General features: G+C 68.7%; 21 protein-coding genes. 3 read left to right on the top strand and 18 right to left on the bottom strand.

All coding sequences use genetic code 11. From position 1 onward, the window contains the following. Positions 1–37 precede the first annotated feature (37 nt). Positions 38–811 carry a DODA-type extradiol aromatic ring-opening family dioxygenase gene (locus SB816_RS07805; protein WP_081330473.1) on the bottom strand — a complete coding sequence of 258 codons (774 nt, stop codon included), beginning with the start codon at positions 809–811 and terminating at the stop codon, positions 38–40. A gap of 248 nt (positions 812–1059) precedes the next feature. On the opposite strand from SB816_RS07805, the gene SB816_RS07800 reads away from it, so the two are divergent. The 3 genes from SB816_RS07800 (at position 1060) to efp (ending at position 4162) form a co-directional block, all read left to right on the top strand. Beyond that, entirely contained in the window at positions 1060–2262 is a 1203-nt protein-coding gene (locus SB816_RS07800; protein WP_054503018.1) for a DUF2863 family protein, read from the top strand. 8 nt (positions 2263–2270) lie between these two features. Then, positions 2271–3383 carry an elongation factor P maturation arginine rhamnosyltransferase EarP gene (gene earP / locus SB816_RS07795; protein ID WP_064524305.1) on the top strand — a complete coding sequence of 371 codons (1113 nt, stop codon included), beginning with the start codon at positions 2271–2273 and terminating at the stop codon, positions 3381–3383. Between the two features lie 218 nt (positions 3384–3601). Then, a complete protein-coding gene (efp, locus tag SB816_RS07790) occupies positions 3602–4162 on the top strand; it encodes an elongation factor P (RefSeq protein ID WP_006220534.1) in 561 nt (186 codons plus the stop codon). A gap of 95 nt (positions 4163–4257) precedes the next feature. On the opposite strand, the gene SB816_RS07785 is transcribed toward efp, so the two are convergent. The 17 genes from SB816_RS07785 to SB816_RS07705 form a co-directional block, all read right to left on the bottom strand. Next, positions 4258–4716 carry a DUF1178 family protein gene (locus SB816_RS07785; protein ID WP_064524303.1) on the bottom strand — a complete coding sequence of 153 codons (459 nt, stop codon included), beginning with the start codon at positions 4714–4716 and terminating at the stop codon, positions 4258–4260. Positions 4717–4902: 186 nt separating this feature from the next. Further along, positions 4903–5610: a DUF2968 domain-containing protein gene (locus SB816_RS07780; protein ID WP_054503021.1), complete on the bottom strand. Its 708-nt coding sequence runs from the start codon at positions 5608–5610 to the stop codon at positions 4903–4905. A 114-nt stretch (positions 5611–5724) separates the two neighbouring features. Beyond that, positions 5725–7131, bottom strand: a complete 1407-nt coding sequence (locus tag SB816_RS07775; protein WP_410546738.1) for a sigma 54-interacting transcriptional regulator — start codon at positions 7129–7131, stop codon at positions 5725–5727. Between the two features lie 49 nt (positions 7132–7180). Then, a complete protein-coding gene (locus SB816_RS07770) occupies positions 7181–9292 on the bottom strand; it encodes a pilus assembly protein TadG-related protein (protein WP_240806371.1) in 2112 nt (703 codons plus the stop codon). A 59-nt stretch (positions 9293–9351) separates the two neighbouring features. Then, positions 9352–9798, bottom strand: coding sequence for a DUF3613 domain-containing protein (locus SB816_RS07765; protein WP_054503023.1), 447 nt, complete (start codon positions 9796–9798; stop codon positions 9352–9354). Positions 9799–9812: 14 nt separating this feature from the next. Continuing rightward, the gene (locus SB816_RS07760; RefSeq protein WP_410546737.1) at positions 9813–10685 is read right to left on the bottom strand and encodes a hypothetical protein; all 873 of its coding nucleotides are present in this window, start codon (positions 10683–10685) and stop codon (positions 9813–9815) included. 11 nt (positions 10686–10696) lie between these two features. After that, positions 10697–11692, bottom strand: a complete 996-nt coding sequence (locus tag SB816_RS07755; RefSeq protein WP_054503025.1) for a type II secretion system F family protein — start codon at positions 11690–11692, stop codon at positions 10697–10699. An 11-nt stretch (positions 11693–11703) separates the two neighbouring features. Further along, the gene (locus tag SB816_RS07750; RefSeq protein WP_144654731.1) at positions 11704–12633 is read right to left on the bottom strand and encodes a type II secretion system F family protein; all 930 of its coding nucleotides are present in this window, start codon (positions 12631–12633) and stop codon (positions 11704–11706) included. Then, a complete protein-coding gene (locus tag SB816_RS07745; protein ID WP_175143233.1) occupies positions 12633–13988 on the bottom strand; it encodes a CpaF family protein in 1356 nt (451 codons plus the stop codon). The genes SB816_RS07750 and SB816_RS07745 overlap by 1 nt, the downstream gene beginning before the upstream one ends. A 21-nt stretch (positions 13989–14009) precedes the next feature. After that, the gene (locus SB816_RS07740; RefSeq protein WP_054503028.1) at positions 14010–15350 is read right to left on the bottom strand and encodes a MinD/ParA family protein; all 1341 of its coding nucleotides are present in this window, start codon (positions 15348–15350) and stop codon (positions 14010–14012) included. After that, positions 15347–16729 carry a pilus assembly protein N-terminal domain-containing protein gene (locus tag SB816_RS07735; RefSeq protein WP_144654730.1) on the bottom strand — a complete coding sequence of 461 codons (1383 nt, stop codon included), beginning with the start codon at positions 16727–16729 and terminating at the stop codon, positions 15347–15349. Before SB816_RS07735 ends, SB816_RS07740 begins: the two co-directional genes overlap by 4 nt. 67 nt (positions 16730–16796) lie before the next feature. Then, positions 16797–17756 carry a Flp pilus assembly protein CpaB gene (gene cpaB / locus SB816_RS07730; RefSeq protein ID WP_410546736.1) on the bottom strand — a complete coding sequence of 320 codons (960 nt, stop codon included), beginning with the start codon at positions 17754–17756 and terminating at the stop codon, positions 16797–16799. Further along, entirely contained in the window at positions 17753–18244 is a 492-nt protein-coding gene (locus SB816_RS07725; RefSeq protein WP_064524292.1) for a TadE/TadG family type IV pilus assembly protein, read from the bottom strand. The genes cpaB and SB816_RS07725 overlap by 4 nt, the downstream gene beginning before the upstream one ends. A 1-nt stretch (position 18245) precedes the next feature. Beyond that, positions 18246–18686, bottom strand: coding sequence for a TadE/TadG family type IV pilus assembly protein (locus SB816_RS07720; RefSeq protein WP_054503032.1), 441 nt, complete (start codon positions 18684–18686; stop codon positions 18246–18248). Beyond that, positions 18653–19159, bottom strand: a complete 507-nt coding sequence (locus tag SB816_RS07715; RefSeq protein WP_054503292.1) for a prepilin peptidase — start codon at positions 19157–19159, stop codon at positions 18653–18655. Before SB816_RS07715 ends, SB816_RS07720 begins: the two co-directional genes overlap by 34 nt. Before the next feature lie 233 nt (positions 19160–19392). Next, the gene (locus SB816_RS07710; protein WP_006390266.1) at positions 19393–19569 is read right to left on the bottom strand and encodes a Flp family type IVb pilin; all 177 of its coding nucleotides are present in this window, start codon (positions 19567–19569) and stop codon (positions 19393–19395) included. Positions 19570–19714: 145 nt separating this feature from the next. Continuing rightward, entirely contained in the window at positions 19715–20545 is an 831-nt protein-coding gene (locus SB816_RS07705) for an MHYT domain-containing protein (RefSeq protein ID WP_054503033.1), read from the bottom strand. Positions 20546–20991: the final 446 nt, after the last annotated feature.

Here is a 20991-nt window from a genome sequence, read left to right as displayed (position 1 = left end):
ACCAAACATTGACGGCGGTAAGCGGCGTCAACAGGCCTCAGTTGAATGCATAGGCGTCCATCGCCAGCGCGCCGTACGAGATCTCGTCCGTCAGGCGTGTGGCCTGGCCGCCGCCCGCGCCCAGCGCCACGTAGAGCGGCATCAGGTGGTCGTCGTGCGGATGGGCCTGCGCCGCGCCGGGCGCGCGCGCCTGCCAGTCGAGCAGCGCCGGCACGTCGTTGGCGGCCAGGTGTTCGGCATACCACGCCTGGAACGCCGGCACGTAAGGCGCCGGCGGCGCGTCCTGCGGCATGCGCACGTCGCGCAGGTTGTGCGTCAGCGACCCCGAGCCGATGATCAGCACGTCCTCGTCGCGCAGCGGCGCCAGGGCGCGGCCCAGTTCCAACTGGCCGGCGGCGTCGCGGCCCATGTCCAGCGACAGTTGCACCACCGGCACGTCGACCTCGGGATAGAGGTAGCGCAGCGGCACCCAGGCGCCATGGTCCAGCGGCCGGCGCGGATCGCGGTCGGCGGCGATGCCGGCCTCGGCCAGCAGGGCCTGCGTGCGCGCCGCCAGCTCGGGCGAGCCGGGCGCGGCGTATTGCAGCGTGTAGAGTTCGGGCGGAAAGCCGCCGAAATCGTGCCAGGCCACCTGCTGGTCGCGGGTGGACAGGGCCAGGCCGTGGCCCATCCAGTGCGGCGACACCACCAAAATGGCGCGCGGCTTGCGGCCCAGGGACTGGCTCCAGGCGGCCAGCGCGGGGCCGGTCGAACCGGGTTCGACGGCCAGCATGGGGGAACCGTGGGAAACGAAAAGCGTAGGCCAGCGCATGGCGATGACTCCAGGAAAGCTTGATGATGGGTCCATTGTCGGTCGATTCCAATCAGCAATAAATCCCCTAAACAGGCACGATCTGTTGCCAGACCCGCACCAATCCCCGGCGGAAGGCCGGGTCCAGTCCGGTGACCGTCGGCGCCCTTGTGCTGCCCGATTCGCGGGCGCCCGGGCGTCGCCGCGACCACCGCCGTGGCGGGCGTTAAACTACGTCGTTACACACTTACTGGACGTCCTCCGAAGTTATGGCCCGATCCCGCAGCCAATCCGCTCCCCGCTTGACCCGTGACGCCACCCGCCTCATCACGCTTGCCCAGTCGCTCAACCGCTCGGGCAGCCGCGTCGAAGACGTGTACTGGGAGAATCAGCTTGGCGAAGCGATTCCAAAGCTGCTCAAGGCAGGCCAGGATGCCCCGCTGGAAGCCGCGCTGGACCACCTCGCCCAGGGCGACGTGGGCGCCTATGAGGTCCTGATCGAGCAGGCCGAAACGCTGTCCGAGTCGATGAAGATCGAGAAGAACGGCGTGCGCTACGACATCCTGCTGATCGTCGCGCCCATCGTGGCCTGGACCCGCTACGCCATCCCCACCGGCCCCGTGCCGGCCAGCGCCCAGCAGGCCCTGCTGGCGCAACTGCATGGCCACGTGCTGTCGAGCCAGGCCCGCAGCGCGCTGATGCCGGTGCTGGTAAGCGTGGACCAGATGCCACGCACCTTCTCCGAGACCTGGCAATGGCTGCAACGGCTGGGCTCGCAGGCGCTCGGCGCCGAGACCACCAAGCCCGCGCTCAATGCCGAGGCCGAAACCGCCAACATGCTGGCCGACACGCGCTACATCGTGGCGGCCGTGGCGGTGCCCGAGTTCGCGCCCGTGTTCCGCTGGCAGGAGCAGATCGGCGAGGCCGAGGCCAGCCGCGACGCCTGCCTGGCGCAATGGGCCGCGCAGGCCCAGCCGACGCTGGCCGGCCTGCTGCCGGGCTGCGGTTTCGAAGCCCTGCTGCCCGACGCCTACTACGTCAGCAACCGCGAGGCCGACCGCCGCGTGCGCCCGCTGTCGCTGCGCGCCGCCATCAGTTGGCTCGAGGGCGCGGTCAATCTCGAGGCCTCGCAACTGCGCGCCGTGGTGGCCGGCTGCGGCGAAAACCGGGTCGACGAATACCGCGTCAGCTTCACCGCGCGCAACAGCAACGACGTCTACTACGGCTGCGTCTGGCCGCTGTACGGCCGCGAGGAAGACCTGCCGGCCGACGAGGGCCAGCCCGACGTGGTCGACGAGATCGCGGCGCTGCTCAAGGAATACGGCGTGAGCGACGTGCGCCGCATTCCCGGCGTGCTGCCGCCGGAATATTGCGAGGACTGCGGCGCGCCCTACTTCCCCAATCCCCTGGGCGAACTGGTGCACGCCGAATTGCCCGAAGATGCCGAGGCGGCGCCCGCCAAGTTCCACTGAGCGCGTCGATGCAAGCGGACATCTTCTGCCGCGTGGTCGACAACTACGGCGACATCGGCGTCTGCTGGCGCCTGGCGCGGCGACTGGCGCATGGCCGCGGCTGGGAGGTGCGCCTGTGGGTGGACGACCTGGCCAGCTTCGCGCGCATCCAGCCCGGCATCGATGCCACTGCCGCGCGCCAGGCGTTCCAGGACATCGATATCGTGCGCTGGACCGACACGCCGGATCCGGCGCTGGCCGCCCGCGACGTGGTGATCGAGGCCTTCGCCTGCGATCCTCCCGAGGCCTTCCTGGCCAGCATGCGCCAGCGTCATCCCGCCTGGATCAACCTGGAATACCTGAGCGCCGAGGCCTGGGTGGAAAGCTGCCACGGCCTGCCGTCGCAGCGCCCCGACGGGCTGGTCAAGCATTTCTTCTTCCCGGGATTCACGCCGGCCACCGGCGGCCTGCTGCGCGAACCGGGCCTGACGGCCGAGCGCGACGCCTTCCAGGCCGATGCCGAAGCCCAGGCGGCGTTCCTGCGGGGACTGGGCGTGGCCGAGCCTCTCGTGTCGCAACGGCGCGACGGCGCCCGCACCGTGTCCCTGTTTTGCTACCCCAGCGCGCCGATCGACGGCCTGGCGCAGGCGCTGGCGGCCGATGCCCGCCCCGCCCTGCTGCTGGCGCCGGAAGGCGTCGCTCCCGGGCTGGAAGCGGCCTGCGCGCGGCCCGGCGGCCCGGCGGTGGCGCGCCTGCCGTTCGTGGCGCAACCCGACTTCGACCGCGTGCTGTGGTGCGCCGACCTGAATCTGGTGCGCGGCGAGGATTCGTTCGTGCGCGCGGCCTGGGCGGCGCGTCCGCTGGTCTGGCAGATCTACCCCCAGGAAGAGAACGTGCACCTGGAAAAGCTGGATGCCTGGCTCGCGCGCTATCCGGCCCCGGAAACCGCGGCCGCCGCCATCCGCGCCTGGAACCTGCCCGAGGCCGGCGCGGCGGCGGATGCGATCGGCGCCGCCCTGGCGCCGGCCGCCTGGCGGGCCTGGACGCAGGCGGCGCGCGACTGGGACGCGGCGCAGGCCGCGCGCCCCGACCTGGCGGAAAATCTGGCCGATTTTTGCGCAGAGTTGGCCAAGAAACGCTAGAATAGAGAGTTTTCTGAGTCGCCCGGGTTTTTCGGCGCCTCAACTATGACGCCTCCCGGGGTGTGCATGAAAGTCGAGCGAGCGGGCCTTTTCGGGCCCGCGGGCTTGAGATGGCGTTGAGATCAAGATGGCGGGCCTGGCCCGTTGCCTGGCGCCCTCACCCGCCGCGGCTTTCTGCAAGCACGGCGAGTGCACCCTTTCCCCCCGGAGTTTTATCGATGAAAACCGCTCAGGAATTGCGAGTCGGCAACGTGGTCATGGTCGGCAAGGATCCCCTCGTGGTCCAGAAGGCCGAATACAACAAGTCCGGCCGTAACGCCGCCGTCGTCAAGCTGAAGTTCAAGAACCTCTTGACCGCCTCGGCCAGCGAATCGGTCTACAAGGCCGACGAAAAGTTCGAAGTCGTCCAACTGGATCGCAAGGAGTGCACGTACTCCTACTTCGGCGACCCGATGTACGTCTTCATGGACGAAGAGTACAACCAGTACGAAATCGAAGCCGAAAGCATGGGCGACGCCCTGAACTACCTGGAAGAAGCGATGCCCGTGGAAGTGGTCTTCTACGACGGCCGCGCCATCTCGGTGGAACTGCCCACGACCATCGTGCGCGAAATCACCTACACCGAACCGGCCGTCCGTGGCGACACGTCGGGCAAGGTGACCAAGCCCGCCAAGATCAACACCGGCTACGAACTGAACGTGCCGCTGTTCTGCGCCATCGGCGACAAGATCGAAATCGACACGCGCACCAACGAATACCGCAGCCGCGTCAACAACTGATCCGGCGACAGGCAAGAAAAAGCGCCAGCCCTCCGGGGTCTGGCGCTTTTTTTTGCCTTGCGCGGCCGTGAAAGCCGCCGCGGCGGCGAACGCGGCTATTGCAGGCGTTCGTCGTCGAGGAAGTCAGGCACGGCCATGACGTCGATGCCATCCTCGGCCAGGGCCTCGCGCTCTTCGCGCGTGGCGGTGCCGCGGATGGGGCGCTCGTCCGCGTCGCCCTCGTGGATACGGCGCGCTTCCTCGGCGAAGCGCGCGCCGACGTTTTCGGTATTGCGCAGCAGCGCGCGCACCTGGCGCATCACCACCGCCTGCAGCGCCGACATCTTCTCGGCGTCGGTGGCGCCGGCCGGCGGCGCCGGCTGCGCCGCGGGCGCGTGCAGGTGCGCCACGTTCAGGCGCGGCGCCGACAGGCGCTTGGTGATGCTGGCCGAGCCGCAGACCGGGCACGACACCAGTCCACGCGCCTGCTGCGCGTCGTAGTCTTCGTGCGAACCGAACCAGCCTTCGAAGATGTGGCCGTGCTCGCACTGGAGGTCGAAAACTTTGAGAGCCATGATGGAAATATGGGGGCTGGCATCCAGAATACAAGAAAGCACGCGCGCACTCCTGGATACCGGACCGCGAACGGGGTTTTCGGCCGATTCCGGGCGGTTTGGCGGCATTTGCGCCACACACCGGCAGCGGCGGCCCCGCCCAATGAAAAGCGGGCCCGGGGGCCCGCTTGCTGGCGTGCGAGGCGCTTACTTGCCGCGCCTGGGCGTGGCGGGCGCCTGGCCGATCTGCGCCTGCTGCGCCTGCAAGGCGTCGATCTGGCGTTGCAGGTCGCGCAGTTGCTGGCGCACGTCCTTCTGCTGGTCGGCCAGCGCGGTGGCTTCCTGGCGCGACTGTTCCTGGCGCGCGGCGACCTGCTCTTCCTGCTGCATGCGCAGGGTGCGATCGGCCTGCAGCGTGCTCAGCTCGGCGCTGCGGCTGGCCAGCAGCTTTTCGGCGTGGGTATATTCGGCCTGCAGCTTGATGCGCTTGATATCCACTTCGGCCAGGTCGGCCGACTGGGCCGCGAAGGCGCGGTAAGTGGCCTCGGCCTGCTTGTCCGACTTGGTCTTGAGCACGCGCCAGAAGTCCTTCTGCTGGAACAGGGCCACGTAGTAAGTCAGATCGTCCGGCTTGAACAGCAGGCTGGCGCCGTAGGTGCCGTTGTAGGTCGTACGCAGTTCGGAAACCTGGCGGTTCTGGATCAATGCCTGCAGCTCGGCCACCGTCGAGGACGGGCGCGCGGCGGGCGCTGGCGCGGGCGGGGTGACCGGGGTGGAGGCGGCTTGCTTGTCCTCGACCTGCTGCACCGTCGGGCGCGGGGGCTCGGATTGCGCGCTGGCGCACGCGGCCAGACCGGACAGGGCCGTACCCAACAGCGCCATGCGAGCGGCGGCACGGATAAAGTGGACGTTCATGCCTTCCCCAAAAAAATCGTTGCGGAACTATAGCAATTTATTCCGGTTGAAGCTGACGCGCGTGAATAACACGCGGCGATAGTGTCGCGCGCCCAGGGACATTCCCTATTGCGCTCACGACGCCTCGACAATGCCATCGGCGGTTTCGCCCTGGCCGCCGCCCAGATGCAGCTTGCGCATCTTCTCCCACAGCACCTTGCGGCTGATACCCAAGGTATTGGCGGTGTCCTGGCGGCGCCAGCCGTTGACGTCCAGCGCGGCCAGGATGCGGGCGCGCTCGGCGCGTTCGGCGTCGGTGAATACCGGCGGCTCGCACTGGGTATTGGCGCCCGCCGTCGCCAAGGCCGCCGGCCCGCCCAGCGGCTCGGCCAACTGATCGAAAATGCGCTCGATGCGGGCCTGGTCCCAGGACTGGAACTGACGCCGCACGATCGCCACGCGCTCGGCCACGTTGGAAAGCTCGCGCACATTGCCGGCGTATCGCGCGCGCGCCACGCGTTCCAGCAGCCAGGCGGGCGGCTCGCCCTCGGCGCCCAGCCGTTCGAGCAAGGCGCGGAAGATCGCCACCTTTTCCTCGGGGCCGCGCTGCTCCAGGTTGGGAATGCGCAGCTCGATCACCGCCAGCCGGTAATACAGGTCGGCGCGGAACTCGTCCTGGCCCACCAGCACACGCAGGTCCTTGTTGGTCGCGGCCACCAGCCGGAAATCGACCGGCACCTCCACGGTGGAGCCCAGCCGCGTCACGGCGCTCTGCTCCAGCACGCGCAGCAGCTTGACCTGCTGGTACAGCGGCAGGTCGCCGATTTCATCCAGGAACAACGTGCCGCCGCTGGCCTGCTCGAAATAGCCCTTGTGCGCGCCCACCGCGCCGGTGAAGGCGCCCTTGGCGTGGCCAAAGAAGTGCGCCTCGAACAGCCCTTCGGGGATGGCGCCGCAGTTGACCGCGACGAACGGCCCGTCCGACCAGGCGGCGTGGTCGTGCAGCAGGCGCGCGATGCGCTCCTTGCCGACGCCGGTCTCGCCGTGGATCAGCACATTGCTGCGGCAGTCGGCGAACATGTCGGCCTCGGCCAGCAGCGCCCGCATCGGCTCCGACACGGCGATCAGCGGCTGCTCGCGCCGCGGCGCGGCGCGATTGAACTGGTCGAGGGTGCCCAGCAGTTCGAACAGCAACTTGCGCAGATCCGCGGTGGTGAAGGCCAGCGGCAGCGTATAGGAGTATTCCGGCGGGTAATAACGCGGATCGCGGCCACGGGCCTCGGACGCCACCCAGATGACCGGCATGGCCTGCACCGACAACCAGTCATAGCCGCTGAAGCGGTTGTCGCCCATGACCGAGACCGACACCAGCGCCACCGCGGGCCGCGACGGGTCGCGCGGCGGCGGAAACGCGGTGCCGGCGTCGGCGCGCACCAGCGACACATCCATGCCGGCCAGGCAGCGCTCGGCCCGGCTGGCGATGTCGGACGTGCCCTCCCAGACGTAGACGTCGAACTCTTCGCGCGAGAATTTCTGGGTCATGGCGACCACCGGGCCGGCCACGAAGGGGCGGAAATCATGGGCTTCATCATCAATACACCAGGCGGGGCTTGCCGCAGTCCACCGACAGCAGCGATACATCGGTCTGGCCGACACTCAGGCCAAGCATGTCCAGCAATTGCTGCAGCAGGGTCGACAGCATGCCGAGCAGCGGCTGCAGCAGCGTCACCACGATGGACAGCACGCCGCCCACCTGGTTGCCGCCGCTCAGCGCCAGCGAGGAGACCGCGTTGACGCGGCACTGGCGGATCCCGTCCGGCGTGATCGCCAGCAGGCAGGTCACGTCGCTCAGCGGCGCCAGCAGCAAGGAATTGAGGAGGTTGCCCACCAACTGCAGCGTGCCGCCCAGCACCCCGGTCAGGCCGCCGCTGGTCATGCGCTGGCCGAGCTGGTTGAGCGCGGTGGAGGACCACTGCATGTCGTTGACCACCTGCGAAATCGATTTGCCCGGATTGCTGCCGCCGCCGCCCACCAGCGTGGTGGCCAGCGACAAGCGCTGTTCCGGCGTCAGCGGCGTGCCGGTGCCGACCAGGTCGCCCAGGATGCCGCCGACCACGGCGTCGGCCAGGTTCGAGGCCAGCGCGCCAAGATTGACCGAGGTGGCATTGACGGTGGCGGTGGAATTAGGCGACGGCGGCTCGGTCAGCGTGACCGACACGGGCGCGGTCGAGTTGAAGATCGGCAGCGTGACCTTGCTGGTCAGCGGCAGGATGCCCAGCACGTTCAGGACCTGGTAGCGCTGGATCGATGCGAACGAGCTGGGCTGGCAGCTATTGGTGATGGACAGGAAATTGGCCTGCACGTTGTCGACGGCCGACGACATGCCCGGAAAGCGCCCCAGGCAGATATTGGCGACCGACGAGGTCACGTCGATGGTGGCCTGCGACTCGGTGAGCGGCGCCTGGCACAGCTTGGAGACCGTGCCGGTCGATTGCGCCACGTCGATGATGACAGGCAGGTCGATCTTGGTGCCGAGCGTGTTGGCCAGCAGCGGGCCCACCAGCGGGATGTTGCTGGTGTTGGCGCGCAGGTAGACGCGGATGCCGGCGCTGGTGGCCTGCGTGCCCACCCCGCCCACGCCGATGGTGGGCGGCTCGACGATGCGCACCTGCGACTGCACGCCGAGCAGCGGCACGTTCAGGCCCAGGTTGACCAGGTTCTGGCCGTTGGCGATGACCAGCGCGGTCTCCAGCACATTGAGCGCGTTGATGTTGGCCTGCAGCGCCGAGTTGATGTCGCCGCCCACCACGTTCAGGTCCAGGACGCCGCCGTCGCCGAACAGCTTGACCGGCAGGTTCACCGGCATCACGTTCAGCACCACGTTGATGGCGTTGGACAGCAGCCCGAGGCTGGCGCCGGCGGTATCGCCGGCCTTGTTCATCACGGTCAGCGTGGCCTGCAGCAACTGGCCCAGCGTCAGGTTGTTGAGCGCGGCCAGTTGCGCCGGCGTGCCCACGCCGGTGGCCACCGACACCGGCAGGCCCAGCGCCTCCAGCAGGCCCGACGGCGTGATGTTGACGGTGGCCAGGCCGGCCGCGTCCAGGATGTCGAGCTGCGCCGGCGTGGCGCCCACGGTGGCCAGCAACTGCGACAGCAGGCCGCCCTTCTGCAGGCGCAGCAGGCGCGAGCCGACGGTGAACACGGCCACCGGCTGGGTGCTGGTGGCCACCGAGATCACCTGGACCTGCGCGCCGCCCGCCGTGCTGCCGGAGAAGCTGGGGATCAGGCTGGTGAGGGTCTTGTTGACGGTGATGCGCAGCGCGTTCGGCGCCTGGCCGCTGGCGGGGTCGAACACGTACATGCCGCTGGCGTCGGCGCGGCTGGTGTCCCACACCTTGCATTCGACGGTGACGTCGGCCGCCGAGAAGCTGTCGAAGATGTTGGGCACGTTGGCCAGCACCGCGGCCCGCCCCGCCGCCTGCGCCCGGGCGCAGTCCGCGGGCGCACCCATGCCCAGCACCTGCACCGCCGACAGCGCCGCCAGGTCCGAGGCCTTCTGCATTTCGCGCTTCATGTAATAGGCATAGCCCAGTTGGGCCACGCCCAGCAGCACCAGACCGACGATGACCACGAAAACGATGGCCACCGTCATGCTGCCGCGCTGCCGCGGGCAGAACGCAGAACGAGAATGAGTGGCTGGCATGATCGTGGCTCCGTGGCTCGGCGAGACAGGCCCGAGGCTCCTTGTCGTGTGAACAGGCGCTAGTTCGTGTTGTTGGTCTGCACCCGCTTGGTGAACCACTCGGGAATCGGCCGGGTGAAGCTGTCGACGTAGCGGTTCCAGGCGGCGGTGGACGCGGCGCCCAGCACCGGCAGCGCGGCGCCGGCGCGGCGGCCGTCGGCCTGCGCGGCCAGCAGGCCGCGGGTGATGTCGCCGAACGCTTCCGGCGCCTCGGCCGCGGGTTGCGGCGCCGGCTGCGCGGCCGCCTGCGGCATCGGCGTCTGCACCTGCTGCACCACCGGCCGCGCCGGCATCTGCGCCGCGGGCGCGGCGGCGGGCGCGGCCGGCGGCACGGGAGAAGCCTGCGCCACGCCGCTCATGGCGCCGCCCGTCAGCGGCGCGTTCGACTGCGCCTGGCTCGCCCAGGGCGTGGCCGCGGCGGCAAGCAGCGCCAGGGAAAAAGGAACGAAGCGTACGGTTCGGGACATATCGGGATTCCTGGTTAGCGCACGATCGGGCCGTTGCCCAGTCGGTCCATCAAGGGGCTCATGACCGGCATGACGATGCCTTCGCCACGGGACACCCGCGTCGCCGCCGTGTCGGCCCCGGCGGCCGGCACCACACCGCTCGGCGCGGCGGTCTGACTGCGGATCTCGGCGGCCAGGCGCAGGACCTGGCTGCGCGCCTCGTCGCCGAGCTTGGCGCGGTCCATCACGTTCTGGGCGCGCACCGGCTCGCCCTCGACCAGCAGCAGCAAGGCCAGGTTGGCCAGCACCTTGCCGCTCTCGGGCGCCAGCTCGGCCGCCTGGCCCAGCGGCACGCGGGCGCCGGCCGGATCGCCGGCCCGCAGCCGCGCGTAACCCAGGTCGCCCAGGATGCGCGGGTCCATGGGCGCCAGCTTGGCGGCGCGCGCGAAGTCGTCGGCGGCCTGCTCGAACTGGCCGCGCGAACCGGCGATCAGGCCCAACCCGTGCCAGCCGTCTGCCGCCTGCGCGGTGCCGATCAGGGCGCGGTAGGCCTGTTCGCTGGAGGCCGTCTGGCCGGTCTGGCGCAGCGCCTCGGCGCGCAGCACCGCGATGCGTTGATCGTTGCCGAACTTCTGCTGGAACGCCTCGATGTAGGCCAGCGAGGCGAAATAGCGCTCCTGGCGTTGCGACTCGGCGATCATCGACAGCATCATCTCCGGCTCGGCCGGCTTGCGGCGGTTCTCCGCCTCGTCCTCGCGCTGGCGCGCCAGCGCCTGTTCCTGCTGCTGTTGCTGGATCAACTGCCAGGCGGTCTCGGCATTGTTGCTCTGGCAACCCGCCAACGTCCCGGCGCCGGCAACCGCCGCCGCCGCCAGGGTCCAACGCCATGCGCGCCGCGCGCTTTCCATACCGCCCGCCATTACATCCCCCCCATGCGCGACAAACCGCGCAATACCGCCACAAACCCCGCCCCGCCGGTCACGATCAGCAGCGCCGGCAACAGGGTCACGATCATCACCGCCGTCATCTTGACGGTGGTCTTGCCCACTTTTTCCTTCAGCTCCAGGCGCCGCTTCTCGCGCAGGCGCTCGCCAAACCGGTTCAGCGGCTCCTGCACCGCGCCGCCGTGCTGGTCGACCTGGGCGATGAGGCGGCAGATGGCGGACAGGTCGTCGTTGTCGAAACCCGCCGCCAGCCGCGCCAGCGATTGTTCGCGGGTGCGGCCGCGCACATACAGTTCGGACGCCAGCCGCAACTCGTACGCCAGCACCGGCAGCACCTGGTCGAATTCCTTGGTCAGCACCTGCAGGCTCTGGTCGATCGACAGGCCCACGCCCTGCAGCAGCCGCAGCAGGTCGATCAGCAGCGGCAGTTCGTTGGCGGCCTGCTTGCGACGGCGCGACAGGCGCCGGCGCACGAACCACTTGGGCAGCATGTAGCCGATGGCGAAACCGAAGAACGCCGCCACGAACAGGCCCAGCGACGAGCCGATGCTGCGCCCCAGATCCAGCGCCACGGCCGCCGCCGGCAGCAGCAGCGCCAGGGTGAAGCGCGCGACGATGAAGCGCAGCCGCGCCGTGGCCGGGTTCTCGTAGCCCGCCATATCCACCAGCTTGCGGTCCTCGCCGGCCAGCAGCGCTTCGGCGAAGCGTCCTTCGCTCAGGCGCTTGCCGAACGAGTCGGCCGCGCGCGTGGCGGCGGCCAGCCGGCCCTGCGCGCCCTCGGCCGCCGGCGCGGCGGCCGCCTTGACGCGGCCCTCGCGCGTCGCCAGGGCCTGCTCCACCACCTGCCGGCTGCGATCCTGGCCGCGCAGGCGCCGCGTCATGCTCAGGCCCAGGATCAGCATGGCGGCCGCCACCAGCATCAGCGCCACCGCCAGCACCGTTGAGACATTCCAGGATTCGATCGCTTGCATCCGCGTCGTCCTCAGATGGCCTTGGCCATGCGATACAGGATGTAGGAGCCGCCCAGTTGCAGGCAGACCGCCGTCATCAGCATCTTGAAGCCCAGCGGGTCCACCCACAGACCCATGAACAGGTCGTTGTTGGCCACCATGATGAAGCCGGCGATGCCCAGCGGCAGCAGCGCCAGGATCCAGGCCGACAGGCGGATTTCCGCCGAACTGGCCGATAGCTCGGCGCGCGCCTGGCCGATGTCGCGCATGAACGCGGCCATGCGCTCGAGCACCTGGTCGCTGCGGCCGCCGAAGCGCAAGGCCACCGACACCACGGCCGCCACCATGTAGAGCTCCTTCATGTCGTACTGGCGCGAAACCTGCACCAGCGCCGCGTCCAGTTCCTTGGCCGAGCGGCTCAGGGCGGCGGCGGTCTCGACCACTTCGCGCAGCGGCTCGTCGGTGGTGGCCGCGGCGGTCTGGAAGGCCGACGCCATGCTGTTGCCGATAGTGACCAGGCGCACGATGTTGTCCAGAAACGCCGGCAGTTGCGCCACCCTGCGGCGCTGGCGCCGGTCGGCGCGCAGCCACAGCAGGAAATAGGCGAACACGGTCAGCAGCACCAGCGTCACCAGGCCCGACAGCCAGCCCAGGAAGGCCCAGGCCAGCAGCGCCGCCAGCACGATCGGCAGCGTCAGCTTGGCGTAGAAGCCGGGACTCTGGCGCACGCCGCCCTGCAGCAGCAGCATGTCCCAACGCGAGAAACCGCTGCGCAGCGCGCGGGCGCCGTGCGCGAACGGCATCTTGCCGCTGACCGGCGCGCCGCGGCCGCGCCGCAACTGGTCTTCGAGAAAGGCGGAACTGGCGGCGCGCCGCTGGCCGCTGTTGGCGTGGCGCCACAGCAGCACCGCCGCCAGCGCCAGCACCAGCGCCAGACCCGCGATCACTCCGGCCTGCAGCATCAGCGCCTCCTGCTCCAGAAGCCGCCGCCGTCGGACTCGGGCGGCGCGTTGTCGGTCGGCCGCTGCTCGCTGCGCATCTTGGCCAGCTTGGGGGTGTGCGGATGGATGCCGAGCCAGTTCCAGCGATCCTTTTCCTCGCCCTCCGGCGTGGCGAAGGTCTCGTGCCGGTAGAGTTCCTGGGTCGAGATGACGTTGTCGCCCATGCCGGTGACCTCGGTCACCGACAGCACCCGCCGCTTGCCGTTGGACAGGCGGCCGATCTGCACGATGAAGTCGAGCGCGCTGGCGATCTGGCGCCGCAGACTGTCCTCGCTGCCCTGGAAGCCGGCGAAGCCCGCCAGCATCTCGATCCGGTACAGGCATTCGCGCGGCGAGTTGGCGTGGATCGTGGCCATCGAGCCTTCGTGGCCGGTGTTCATGGCCTGCAGCATGTCCATGACCTCGGCGCCCCGCACTTCGCCCACCACCACGCGGTCGGGACGCATGCGCAGGCTGTTGCGGATCAGCTCGCGGATGCTGACCGCGCCGCTGCCGTCGAAGCCACCCTGGCGCGATTCCAGCCGCACCACATGCGGGTGGTTGAGCGACAGCTCGGCCGTGTCCTCCACGGTCACCACGCGCTCGGTCTCGGGGATGAAGAAGGCCAGCGCGTTCAAGAGCGAAGTCTTGCCCGAGCTGGTGCCGCCGGACACCAGGATGTTGCAGCGGTTCTTCACCGCTTCATGCAGCAGCCGGTAGATCTCCTCGTCGAAGGTGCCCAGTGTCAGCAGGTCGGCCGGCTTGAGCGGATCCTGGCGGAACTTGCGGATCGACACCATCGGGCCATCGACCGCCAGCGGCTCGATCACCACGTTCAGGCGGCCGCCATCGGGCAGGCGCGCGTCGACCATGGGGCTGGACTCGTCCAGCCGGCGGCCGATCGGCGCCAGGATGCGGCGCACGATGCGCAGGACGTGCTGGTTGTCGGTGAAGCGCAGCGTCTCGCGCGCCAGCACGCCGCGGCGCGACACGAACACGTTGTCGTAGCCGTTGATCAGGATGTCCTCGACCGCCGGGTCGGCCAGCAGATCCTCCAACGGCCCCAGGCCGGCCAGCTCCTTGGTCAGGGCCTCGGCGATCTGGCGCATCTCGCCTTCGTTGATCGGCACCCGCCGCAGGCGCACGAAGCTGGCCACCTCGATGTCGACGAACTCCTGGATCGCCGATCGCGCCCACCTGCCGAACTCCGCGCCCAGCTCCTCGATGCGGGAAAGCAGATGCTCGTAGGCCGCCGTCTTCACTTCCTGGAAGCGGTTGGATGAGGCGAACCCCTTGTCGCCATCGCCGCCGAATTCTATGGTCGCTGTCATGATCATGTGGGATTCCGCCGCCGTCCGTTACTCGACCACCATGCGGCGGTGCACGCCGGGCAGCCAGGTGGCCAGCCAGCTCGCCCGGCCGCCCGGGGTGTTTTCCTCGGCGCTCAGCTTCTCGGCCAGCGCCTGCACCGCGCGCACGTAGACGTCGCGCTCGGCCTCCTCGTGCAGCAGGTGGCCCTGGTTGGTGCACACCATCAGCGCCAGCGTGCGGTCAGGCAGCGTGCCGACCAGCTCCAGTTGGAAGCGCTCGGCGATCTGCTGGGCCGTCATGCCGTAGCGCTCGTCGTAGCGGTTGACGATCAGGCCCAGGCTGCGGCGGTCCACGTGCAGTTGCTCCAGCTCCTGCAGCAGCCCGGCCAGCGACACCAGCGCGCCCACGCTCTGGTCGGTGACGATCCAGTTCTGCTCCGAGGCGCGCGCCAGGCCGGCCACGAACTCGGGGTTGGAGAAGCCGCCAGAGTCGGCCACCACCACGCCAAAGTGCTGGCGCATGCGCTCGAACACCAGCAGCGAATCGGATTGCGATACATCGCGCATCTGGCCCAGGTCGCGCGGCAGCGCCAGCACGCTCAAGCCATTGGCGGTATGCGACATGGCCGAACTGAGCAGGGTCGAGTCCAGCCGCCGCAGGTTGCGCGCCGCTTCGGCGAAATCGAAATCGCCGCCGATGTTCAGGTAAAGCTGGCAATCGCCCACCGGCCAACCCAGGTCCATCAGCGCCACCCGGCTGCCCAGGGGCAACTGGCTGCCGTTGTCGGCCGCCGGCTTGGCGCCCTTGGCGCCCGCGGCCGCGGCGCGCGAGCCATGCTGCTGCTTGAGGCGGTCCTGCACCATGCCGGCCAGGTGCACGGCCAGCGTGCTGGTGCCCACGCCCGGACGCGCGCCCAGCAGCAGCACGCTGCGGCGCGAGCCGTCCATGCGGCCGCCGCCGGCCGGCAGGTCCAGCAGCCTCTGCACCACGTCCTTCACTTCCTGCGGCGCCACGGTCGGATCGACGAAATCGCTGACGCCCGCTCGCAACGCGGCGATGGCGCCTTCCGGCTGGCTCAGCAGTCCCACCGCGACGCGCGGAATCGCCGGCGCGATGCGCGCCAGCAGGCGCGCCAGCTCGGCGGACTTGAACAGCTTGCCGGGTTCGTCCTCGCTCAGCGTGAAATCCAGGAACACCACCTGCGGCTCGATTTCGGCCAGGCGCCGCCCCAGTTCCTCGACGCCCGGGACTTCCTGGGTCAGCAGGCCCATGTCGCCCAGCGCCTGTCCGAGCTGCGCGGCCACGCCGTCACCCTTGGAACAAAATAAAAACCGGTTGCTATTCTGCAAGCCAACCCACTCCCTGGCATGTGTCTTCATATCGCTCACCGTGAAAAACCCGGCATTTGCTGCCCACCCGCAGGACCCATCAGGTAATAGCCCCAAGCGTTGAACGCGGTGTCGGTCGCCTCCTGCCTGGCCCCCGGCAGCGGCAAGGTCACGCCGCGTGCTATGGGCCGCACCAGGCGCGGCGTCACCACGATCACCAGCTCGGTATCCTCCTGGGTGTAATCGACACTACGGAAAAACGACCCGATGATGGGCAGATCGCCCAGCATCGGCACCTTGTTGACCAGCGCCTTGGTCTGGCGCGACACCAGTCCGCTGACGACAAAACTCTCGCCGTCGCCCAGCTCGACCGTGGTGTCGGCCCGGCGCGTGCGCAGGGCCGGGATCAGCGTGGTGGTATTCGTGCCGCTGGAAACCGCGATGGCATTGCTGTAGTCCAGCTCGCTGGCCTCGGGCGCCACCTTCAGCGCGATGCGCTCGCGCGACAGCACGGTCGGCGTCACCGTCAGGCCGATGCCGAATGGCTTGAACGTCACCGTGGTCGTCCCCAGGCCGCCGGCCTCGGGGATCGGCAGTTCGCCGCCGGCCAGGAAGCTGGCGCTCTGCCCGGTCAGGGCCACCAGCGTCGGCTCGGCCAGCACGCGCGCCATGCCGTTGTTCTGCAGCAGGCGCAGGCGCGCGCTGAAATCGTTGGAGTCGTAGAACAGCGAGAAGCCCGAGGCCAGGGCCGCGCTCTTGCTGAAGCCCAGCGGCGCCGGGAAGCCGTCGGGCGTGATCGAGTTGGTGCCGCCCCACGGGCCGCTGCGGCCGGCGAAGCTGATGCCGGCCTGCTTCATGACCGAGCGCGACACCTCGACCACCTTGACCTCGACCTGCACCACGCCGCCAGTGCCGGCGGTCGACACGTCCACCACGTTCTTGTCACCCACCACCGCGCCGGCCGCGGCCACCGAGGCCTGGTGCGACAGGGGCGAGTCGGCCTGGCCCGACACCACCGCGCGGTCGCCGGCCACGTCGACGTTGGCGCCGCCCGCCATGCCGCGTCCGGCCATGACCTGCTGCACGTTGCCCGCCACCCGCACCGTCCACAGTTGCGGGGCCGCGTTGTTGCCGGTCCAGACCTGCAATTGCGTGGTGCCCGGTTTCTTGCCGTACAGCAGCAGCGAGGCCTGCCGCTTGCCGGAGGCCGCCAGCACCTTGACGTCGGCCACCTCGGGATCGCCGATGGCGATGCGGGCGGGCGCGCCCTCCAGCATGAGCGTCTGCTGGCCCCTCACGGCGACCGCGATGTCGCGGGCGGGCGCGCCAGCGCCCGGGTCGGACTGGATGGCGGTCTGCGCCATGCCGGCCACGCCGTAGGTCATTACCGCTGCGGCCGACAGAAGGCAAATCAGGGTGGTGCGCTGGAATCTCTTCATTGTGCTGGATCTGGTTTGGCAGGTAAGGTCCAGCCGCGGGCGGCACCAGGCCACGCGCAGCCACGTTTCAATAGCGCACGCGCTCGGATTTGTCTCCTCGCAGGATTTCGACGGTGCGCCCGCCCCCGCCGCCAGCGCCAGCGGCGCGGGCCGGGGCCGGCCTGGCCGCCGGTGTCGGGGCATCCAACTGCGCCAGGCTGTCGCCGGCATAGGCGCGGTTCGGGCCGCTGAGCAATTGCTCGCGTTGTTCGGGGGTCAGGTCGGCGCGCGCCGGCAGCACGGCGCTGCGCTGGGCGAACAACTGGGTATCGGGCTTGCCATCGTCGCCGACCGGACGCAGCGCCAACTGCAGGCGGCCGGAGCGGCTGGCCAGCACCAGCTCGTTGACCTGGTCGACCGGCACGGCCAGCACGGCGGTCCGCGCCGGCTGTCCGGGCGGGCCGGGCAGCGCGGACTTTTCCTCGGGACCGTCCAGCGAAGCCGCGCCATACGCCAGCACTCGCACCTGCGATTGCAGCAACCGGGCCTGTCCGCCCGGGATCTCGACGCCCTTCTCCAGCACGAAGAACACGTCCACCAAGTCTCCCGGCGCAATGCGGTTGCCGCCGCCCACCACCTCATCGACCGCGATCGCCAACGCCCGCTCGCCTGGCTTGAGCTGGCGCGCCAGGCCCTGCGCCAGCATGCTGGGCAACAGCGGATCGCCGGCCGCGACGTCCACTCGCACATAGGCGCCCTGCAACGGCGCGGGCGAGCTGTAGCTGCCGGACAGCGCCACCTGCCATTGGTCCACCTTGAGCATCTTGTCGCCGTCGATGCGCGTGCCGGCCGGTATCGGCGTTGCCGCCACCACCACCGGATAGCGCTTGACCGGCGGTTCGGCCGGCGCGGCCGGCGCCGTCGCCACGGGACCGGCCGGCGCCGGCGCCGGGGCCGACGGCGCCGAGGCCAGGCGCCACGCCACGAACGCCAGCACCAGGCCCGCCGCCAGCAACACACCCGCGATGATTTTGCTCAGACTGCTCATGGTGTCCCTTGGGAGATTTGCACGATGGCCTTCGACGACAGCCGGGTCGGTATCCAGTTCTTGTCCGTCCCGGGCAACATGGCGATGAATGCCTGGAAGGTCGACAACACCGGCCAGGCCTGCACGTTGAAGGTCATGGCGACCGTGCTGCACTGGGCCGTCTGGCCGCCTGAACCGCTCCACGCGCATGGCGCGCTGGTCGTCGCGCAAGCCACCGCCGAACCCGTGCCGAACACGCTCATCGCCGCGGCGCAGGCGGCGCCGGGCACGTCCGCCTGGCCGGCAAAGCGCGCGTGGACGGCCGCGCGCGCGCCTTCCGAGGCGGCCGAGGCCAACTGCTGCTGCATCCAGAACAGCACGCCATAGCCAACGACGGCGCAGACGAACATCAGCAGCATCGTCACCATCAGCGAAAACTCGAGCGCGGCGATACCCCGCTGGCCGCGCTTGCGACCGCGACAATGGCCCGGGGCACGGCGCGCGTCCATGTCAGTTGCTCCCATCCAGGCCGTTGCCCAGGTGGACCGTGGCGCGGGCCGACAGCACGCTCGACGGCGGCATCAACGCCTGCGCCAGGAAGGGGAAATTCGGAATCAGCGGATTGGCGCCGTACGGATAGCTGACCGTCACCTCGATCTGGTCGGCGCTGAGCGGCTGGCCGCTGCAGGCGCCCCCGGCGGTGCTGCTGAGCGTGCCGCTGGCGCCGCACACCGCCACCGCCACCGCGGCCGAGGACATGGTGGTGATCCAGCTCGAACGGTCCAGCGCCGTGTCGCGGCCGGCATTGGCGCGCACGGTCAGCGAGGTGGCGCCCGGCTGCCATTGCAGGACCTTGCGGGCGCCGTCCTGCGCCGCCAGGGTGACCGAGTGCTGCGCGGTGAACACCAGGGCGTACGTCAGGATCGCGTAGAACACCAGGAAAAACACCACGAATACCAGTCCGAATTCAAGGGAATAAACACCACGCTGAGCGCGGCCGCGCCCAGGTACGTCCCGTAGGGGATCTGGCGAGCCCGAAGCGGCAAGGCCCAGCTTCGGGAAAGAAACAGGTAGAGCAAGGCGTGCAGCCCGGCCAGCAGGCTCGCGACCACCAGCGTCATGACGAGCGGCGCGAAGCCCGTCAGCAGCCCCAGCACGGCGATCGCCTTGACGTCGCCCGCGCCCATCAGACGCTTGAGCCAGAGCGGGAAGAATGGCAAGGCCAGCGCGAATCCGGCCAATGCCATGGGCCAGCCGGCCCAACGCGGTGGATAGCCCCAGGCTGGCGCGAGCCAAGCCGCGAGCAGCCACAGCGCCTGCCCCGCGAAGCCCGCGACGATAAGCGTGTTGGGTACGCGGCGATAGCGCAGATCGGTGTATATCAACACCAGATTCCAGCATGCGAACAACAGCCACCACAGCACTTCCCCTGGATACAAGGCAGGACCTTCTGACGGTTTCGGGTTCAATCTGGCAATGCATGGGCGCGCAGTACGTGGGAGCCGATGCGCGCAACGCCGTCAATCCGCAACCGCCCGAATTCGCTGCGCGGGAAGTGTCGTCAACATCAGCTCCATGCCCGGCGGGGCGTCAGACCCGGCCGTCCGGCGCCGCCTGGCCCTGGCCAGGCTCACTGGGACGACCGGGGTCTTCGGCCTCACTTGGACGCGTTGGCGAGCTTGGCCTGCAGCGACGTGAACAGGCCGCTGAGCGCGCCCGTGAATGTCGCCAAGGCGGCTACCAGCGCCACCGCGATGGTGCCCGCGATCAGCCCGTATTCCAGGGCGGTAATACCTTCTTCATCGTTCCAGAACTGCGCAAGTTTCGCTTTCATGTCGAGCTCCTCAGGTCTCGCTTGATAATCGAGCCATGCCGCAGGGACGGCGTGGCCCCCTAAGCCCGGTGCTGTCGGCGCGCTGGCGTGTTCCACACCTTCGCGTCTCCGGGGTACCGCCAGGTCCGTCGCTACCGACGGGCCCTCAACCCGGTCCCAATGTCGAGCCGGGAGTCCTGCCCGGATCGACCACGGGGGCCGATTCAATGATCGAGTCGATGCGTTGCGCCAGTCGCGCGCGGAAACGGCGCGAAGCGCGTTGCAAATGCCAACGCATCACCAGCAACATGACGAACGACAGCGCGAACGCGACGTACGGCAGCATCACCCCGCCAATCTGCATGCTGGAAAAATCGCGCGGGGCGGTGCAGACCACCGTGCCGGCCGCCGCTCCCGTGTAATGCATGCCGCACACCGCAATCGCCATCAAAATGGCCGCTCCGATGCGTTGGAACTCATTCTGCGTATTGAAAGCGAGCCACAACGCGGCTGACGCGGCGATTACCGCTATGAGCACCGATAAAACAACCATCGGCAGATTCCAGATAAACACCGCGGGCATGCGCATGGCGCTGATGCCCACATAATGCATGGCAGCGACGCCGAGGCCGGCGGCCAGGCCACCCACCACGCAGCGCATAAATGTGAAGCGGTCGCGGCCCACATACCAGAAGGCCCAGCCGGAAAAACCCGCCGCCACCAGGAAACTGAGCACGGTCAAACCGATCTGGTAGCCCACCGCGAATGGCAGGTCCTGTGCCTGCATACCGATGAAATGCATGCTCCAGATGCCCACTCCGCCCATCGCCAGGGCGCCGATGATGATGTAACCGATGCGGATCTCGCCGTCCTGCATTTCGGCGCGGATGCCCACCGCCGCCAGCAGCGCCACATAGGAGCCGAGCGCCGCGATCAGGAACGACAGCGCCACCAGGCCGCTATTGAATGAGAGGGGAACGATATCGCCCGGGTTCATGCGCGGCCCCTGTGAGCCGACGGTCGGCAGACGCTCGTGGCGGGCCGACTTGCGACGATTTTGTTGGGGTCATCCTGGTCCATCTGTGGACTCCCGAGAGCCGGTAAACCCGATGTGTTTTGATACGTTTATATAGTCTTATCTATTAACAATTAATACACATCAGGGTTTATACCAGTATTCGTCGCGGTATGGCAGCTTACTTGTAACGAATACCCGGAAATTAGCCACGGTCATTTTCAAATATCCCGGAAAACCCGGAATCGGGCCATGGAAAGATTGCCTTGTATGTCGTCCTGTTGTTATATCCACGTTTCCGGCCAGTCACAATGAAATAATTTGTCATTGCCCCGGCGCGCTGGCAACATACCGCCTGAGCGGCGCGCCACCGGTTTTACTTATATAGCGGCCCCATATATTCAAGCCTTTATCCGGACCCTTAATAC

Source organism: Achromobacter sp. SIMBA_011 (assembly GCF_046535435.1).
Lineage (GTDB): Bacteria > Pseudomonadota > Gammaproteobacteria > Burkholderiales > Burkholderiaceae_B > Achromobacter > Achromobacter dolens.
Note: the sequence above shows the minus strand (reverse complement) of the source record. Positions and strands in the feature narration are given on the sequence as shown.

Bases quoted from the DNA above. Each gene is read 5' to 3' on its own strand.
- SB816_RS07725 (WP_064524292.1), bottom strand. From the start codon at position 18,244: ATGGACGCGCGCCGTGCCCCGGGCCATTGTCGCGGTCGCAAGCGCGGC.
- SB816_RS07735 (WP_144654730.1), bottom strand. From the start codon at position 16,729: ATGAAGAGATTCCAGCGCACCACCCTGATTTGCCTTCTGTCGGCCGCA.
- earP (WP_064524305.1), top strand. From the start codon at position 2,271: ATGCAAGCGGACATCTTCTGCCGCGTGGTCGACAACTACGGCGACATC.
- SB816_RS07775 (WP_410546738.1), bottom strand. From the start codon at position 7,131: ATGACCCAGAAATTCTCGCGCGAAGAGTTCGACGTCTACGTCTGGGAG.
- SB816_RS07785 (WP_064524303.1), bottom strand. From the start codon at position 4,716: ATGGCTCTCAAAGTTTTCGACCTCCAGTGCGAGCACGGCCACATCTTC.
- SB816_RS07770 (WP_240806371.1), bottom strand. From the start codon at position 9,292: ATGCCAGCCACTCATTCTCGTTCTGCGTTCTGCCCGCGGCAGCGCGGC.
- SB816_RS07710 (WP_006390266.1), bottom strand. From the start codon at position 19,569: ATGAAAGCGAAACTTGCGCAGTTCTGGAACGATGAAGAAGGTATTACC.
- efp (WP_006220534.1), top strand. From the start codon at position 3,602: ATGAAAACCGCTCAGGAATTGCGAGTCGGCAACGTGGTCATGGTCGGC.
- SB816_RS07780 (WP_054503021.1), bottom strand. From the start codon at position 5,610: ATGAACGTCCACTTTATCCGTGCCGCCGCTCGCATGGCGCTGTTGGGT.
- SB816_RS07765 (WP_054503023.1), bottom strand. From the start codon at position 9,798: ATGTCCCGAACCGTACGCTTCGTTCCTTTTTCCCTGGCGCTGCTTGCC.
- SB816_RS07800 (WP_054503018.1), top strand. From the start codon at position 1,060: ATGGCCCGATCCCGCAGCCAATCCGCTCCCCGCTTGACCCGTGACGCC.
- SB816_RS07805 (WP_081330473.1), bottom strand. From the start codon at position 811: ATGCGCTGGCCTACGCTTTTCGTTTCCCACGGTTCCCCCATGCTGGCC.
- SB816_RS07745 (WP_175143233.1), bottom strand. From the start codon at position 13,988: ATGATCATGACAGCGACCATAGAATTCGGCGGCGATGGCGACAAGGGG.
- cpaB (WP_410546736.1), bottom strand. From the start codon at position 17,756: ATGAGCAGTCTGAGCAAAATCATCGCGGGTGTGTTGCTGGCGGCGGGC.
- SB816_RS07760 (WP_410546737.1), bottom strand. From the start codon at position 10,685: ATGGAAAGCGCGCGGCGCGCATGGCGTTGGACCCTGGCGGCGGCGGCG.
- SB816_RS07705 (WP_054503033.1), bottom strand. From the start codon at position 20,545: ATGAACCCGGGCGATATCGTTCCCCTCTCATTCAATAGCGGCCTGGTG.
- SB816_RS07750 (WP_144654731.1), bottom strand. From the start codon at position 12,633: ATGCTGCAGGCCGGAGTGATCGCGGGTCTGGCGCTGGTGCTGGCGCTG.
- SB816_RS07755 (WP_054503025.1), bottom strand. From the start codon at position 11,692: ATGCAAGCGATCGAATCCTGGAATGTCTCAACGGTGCTGGCGGTGGCG.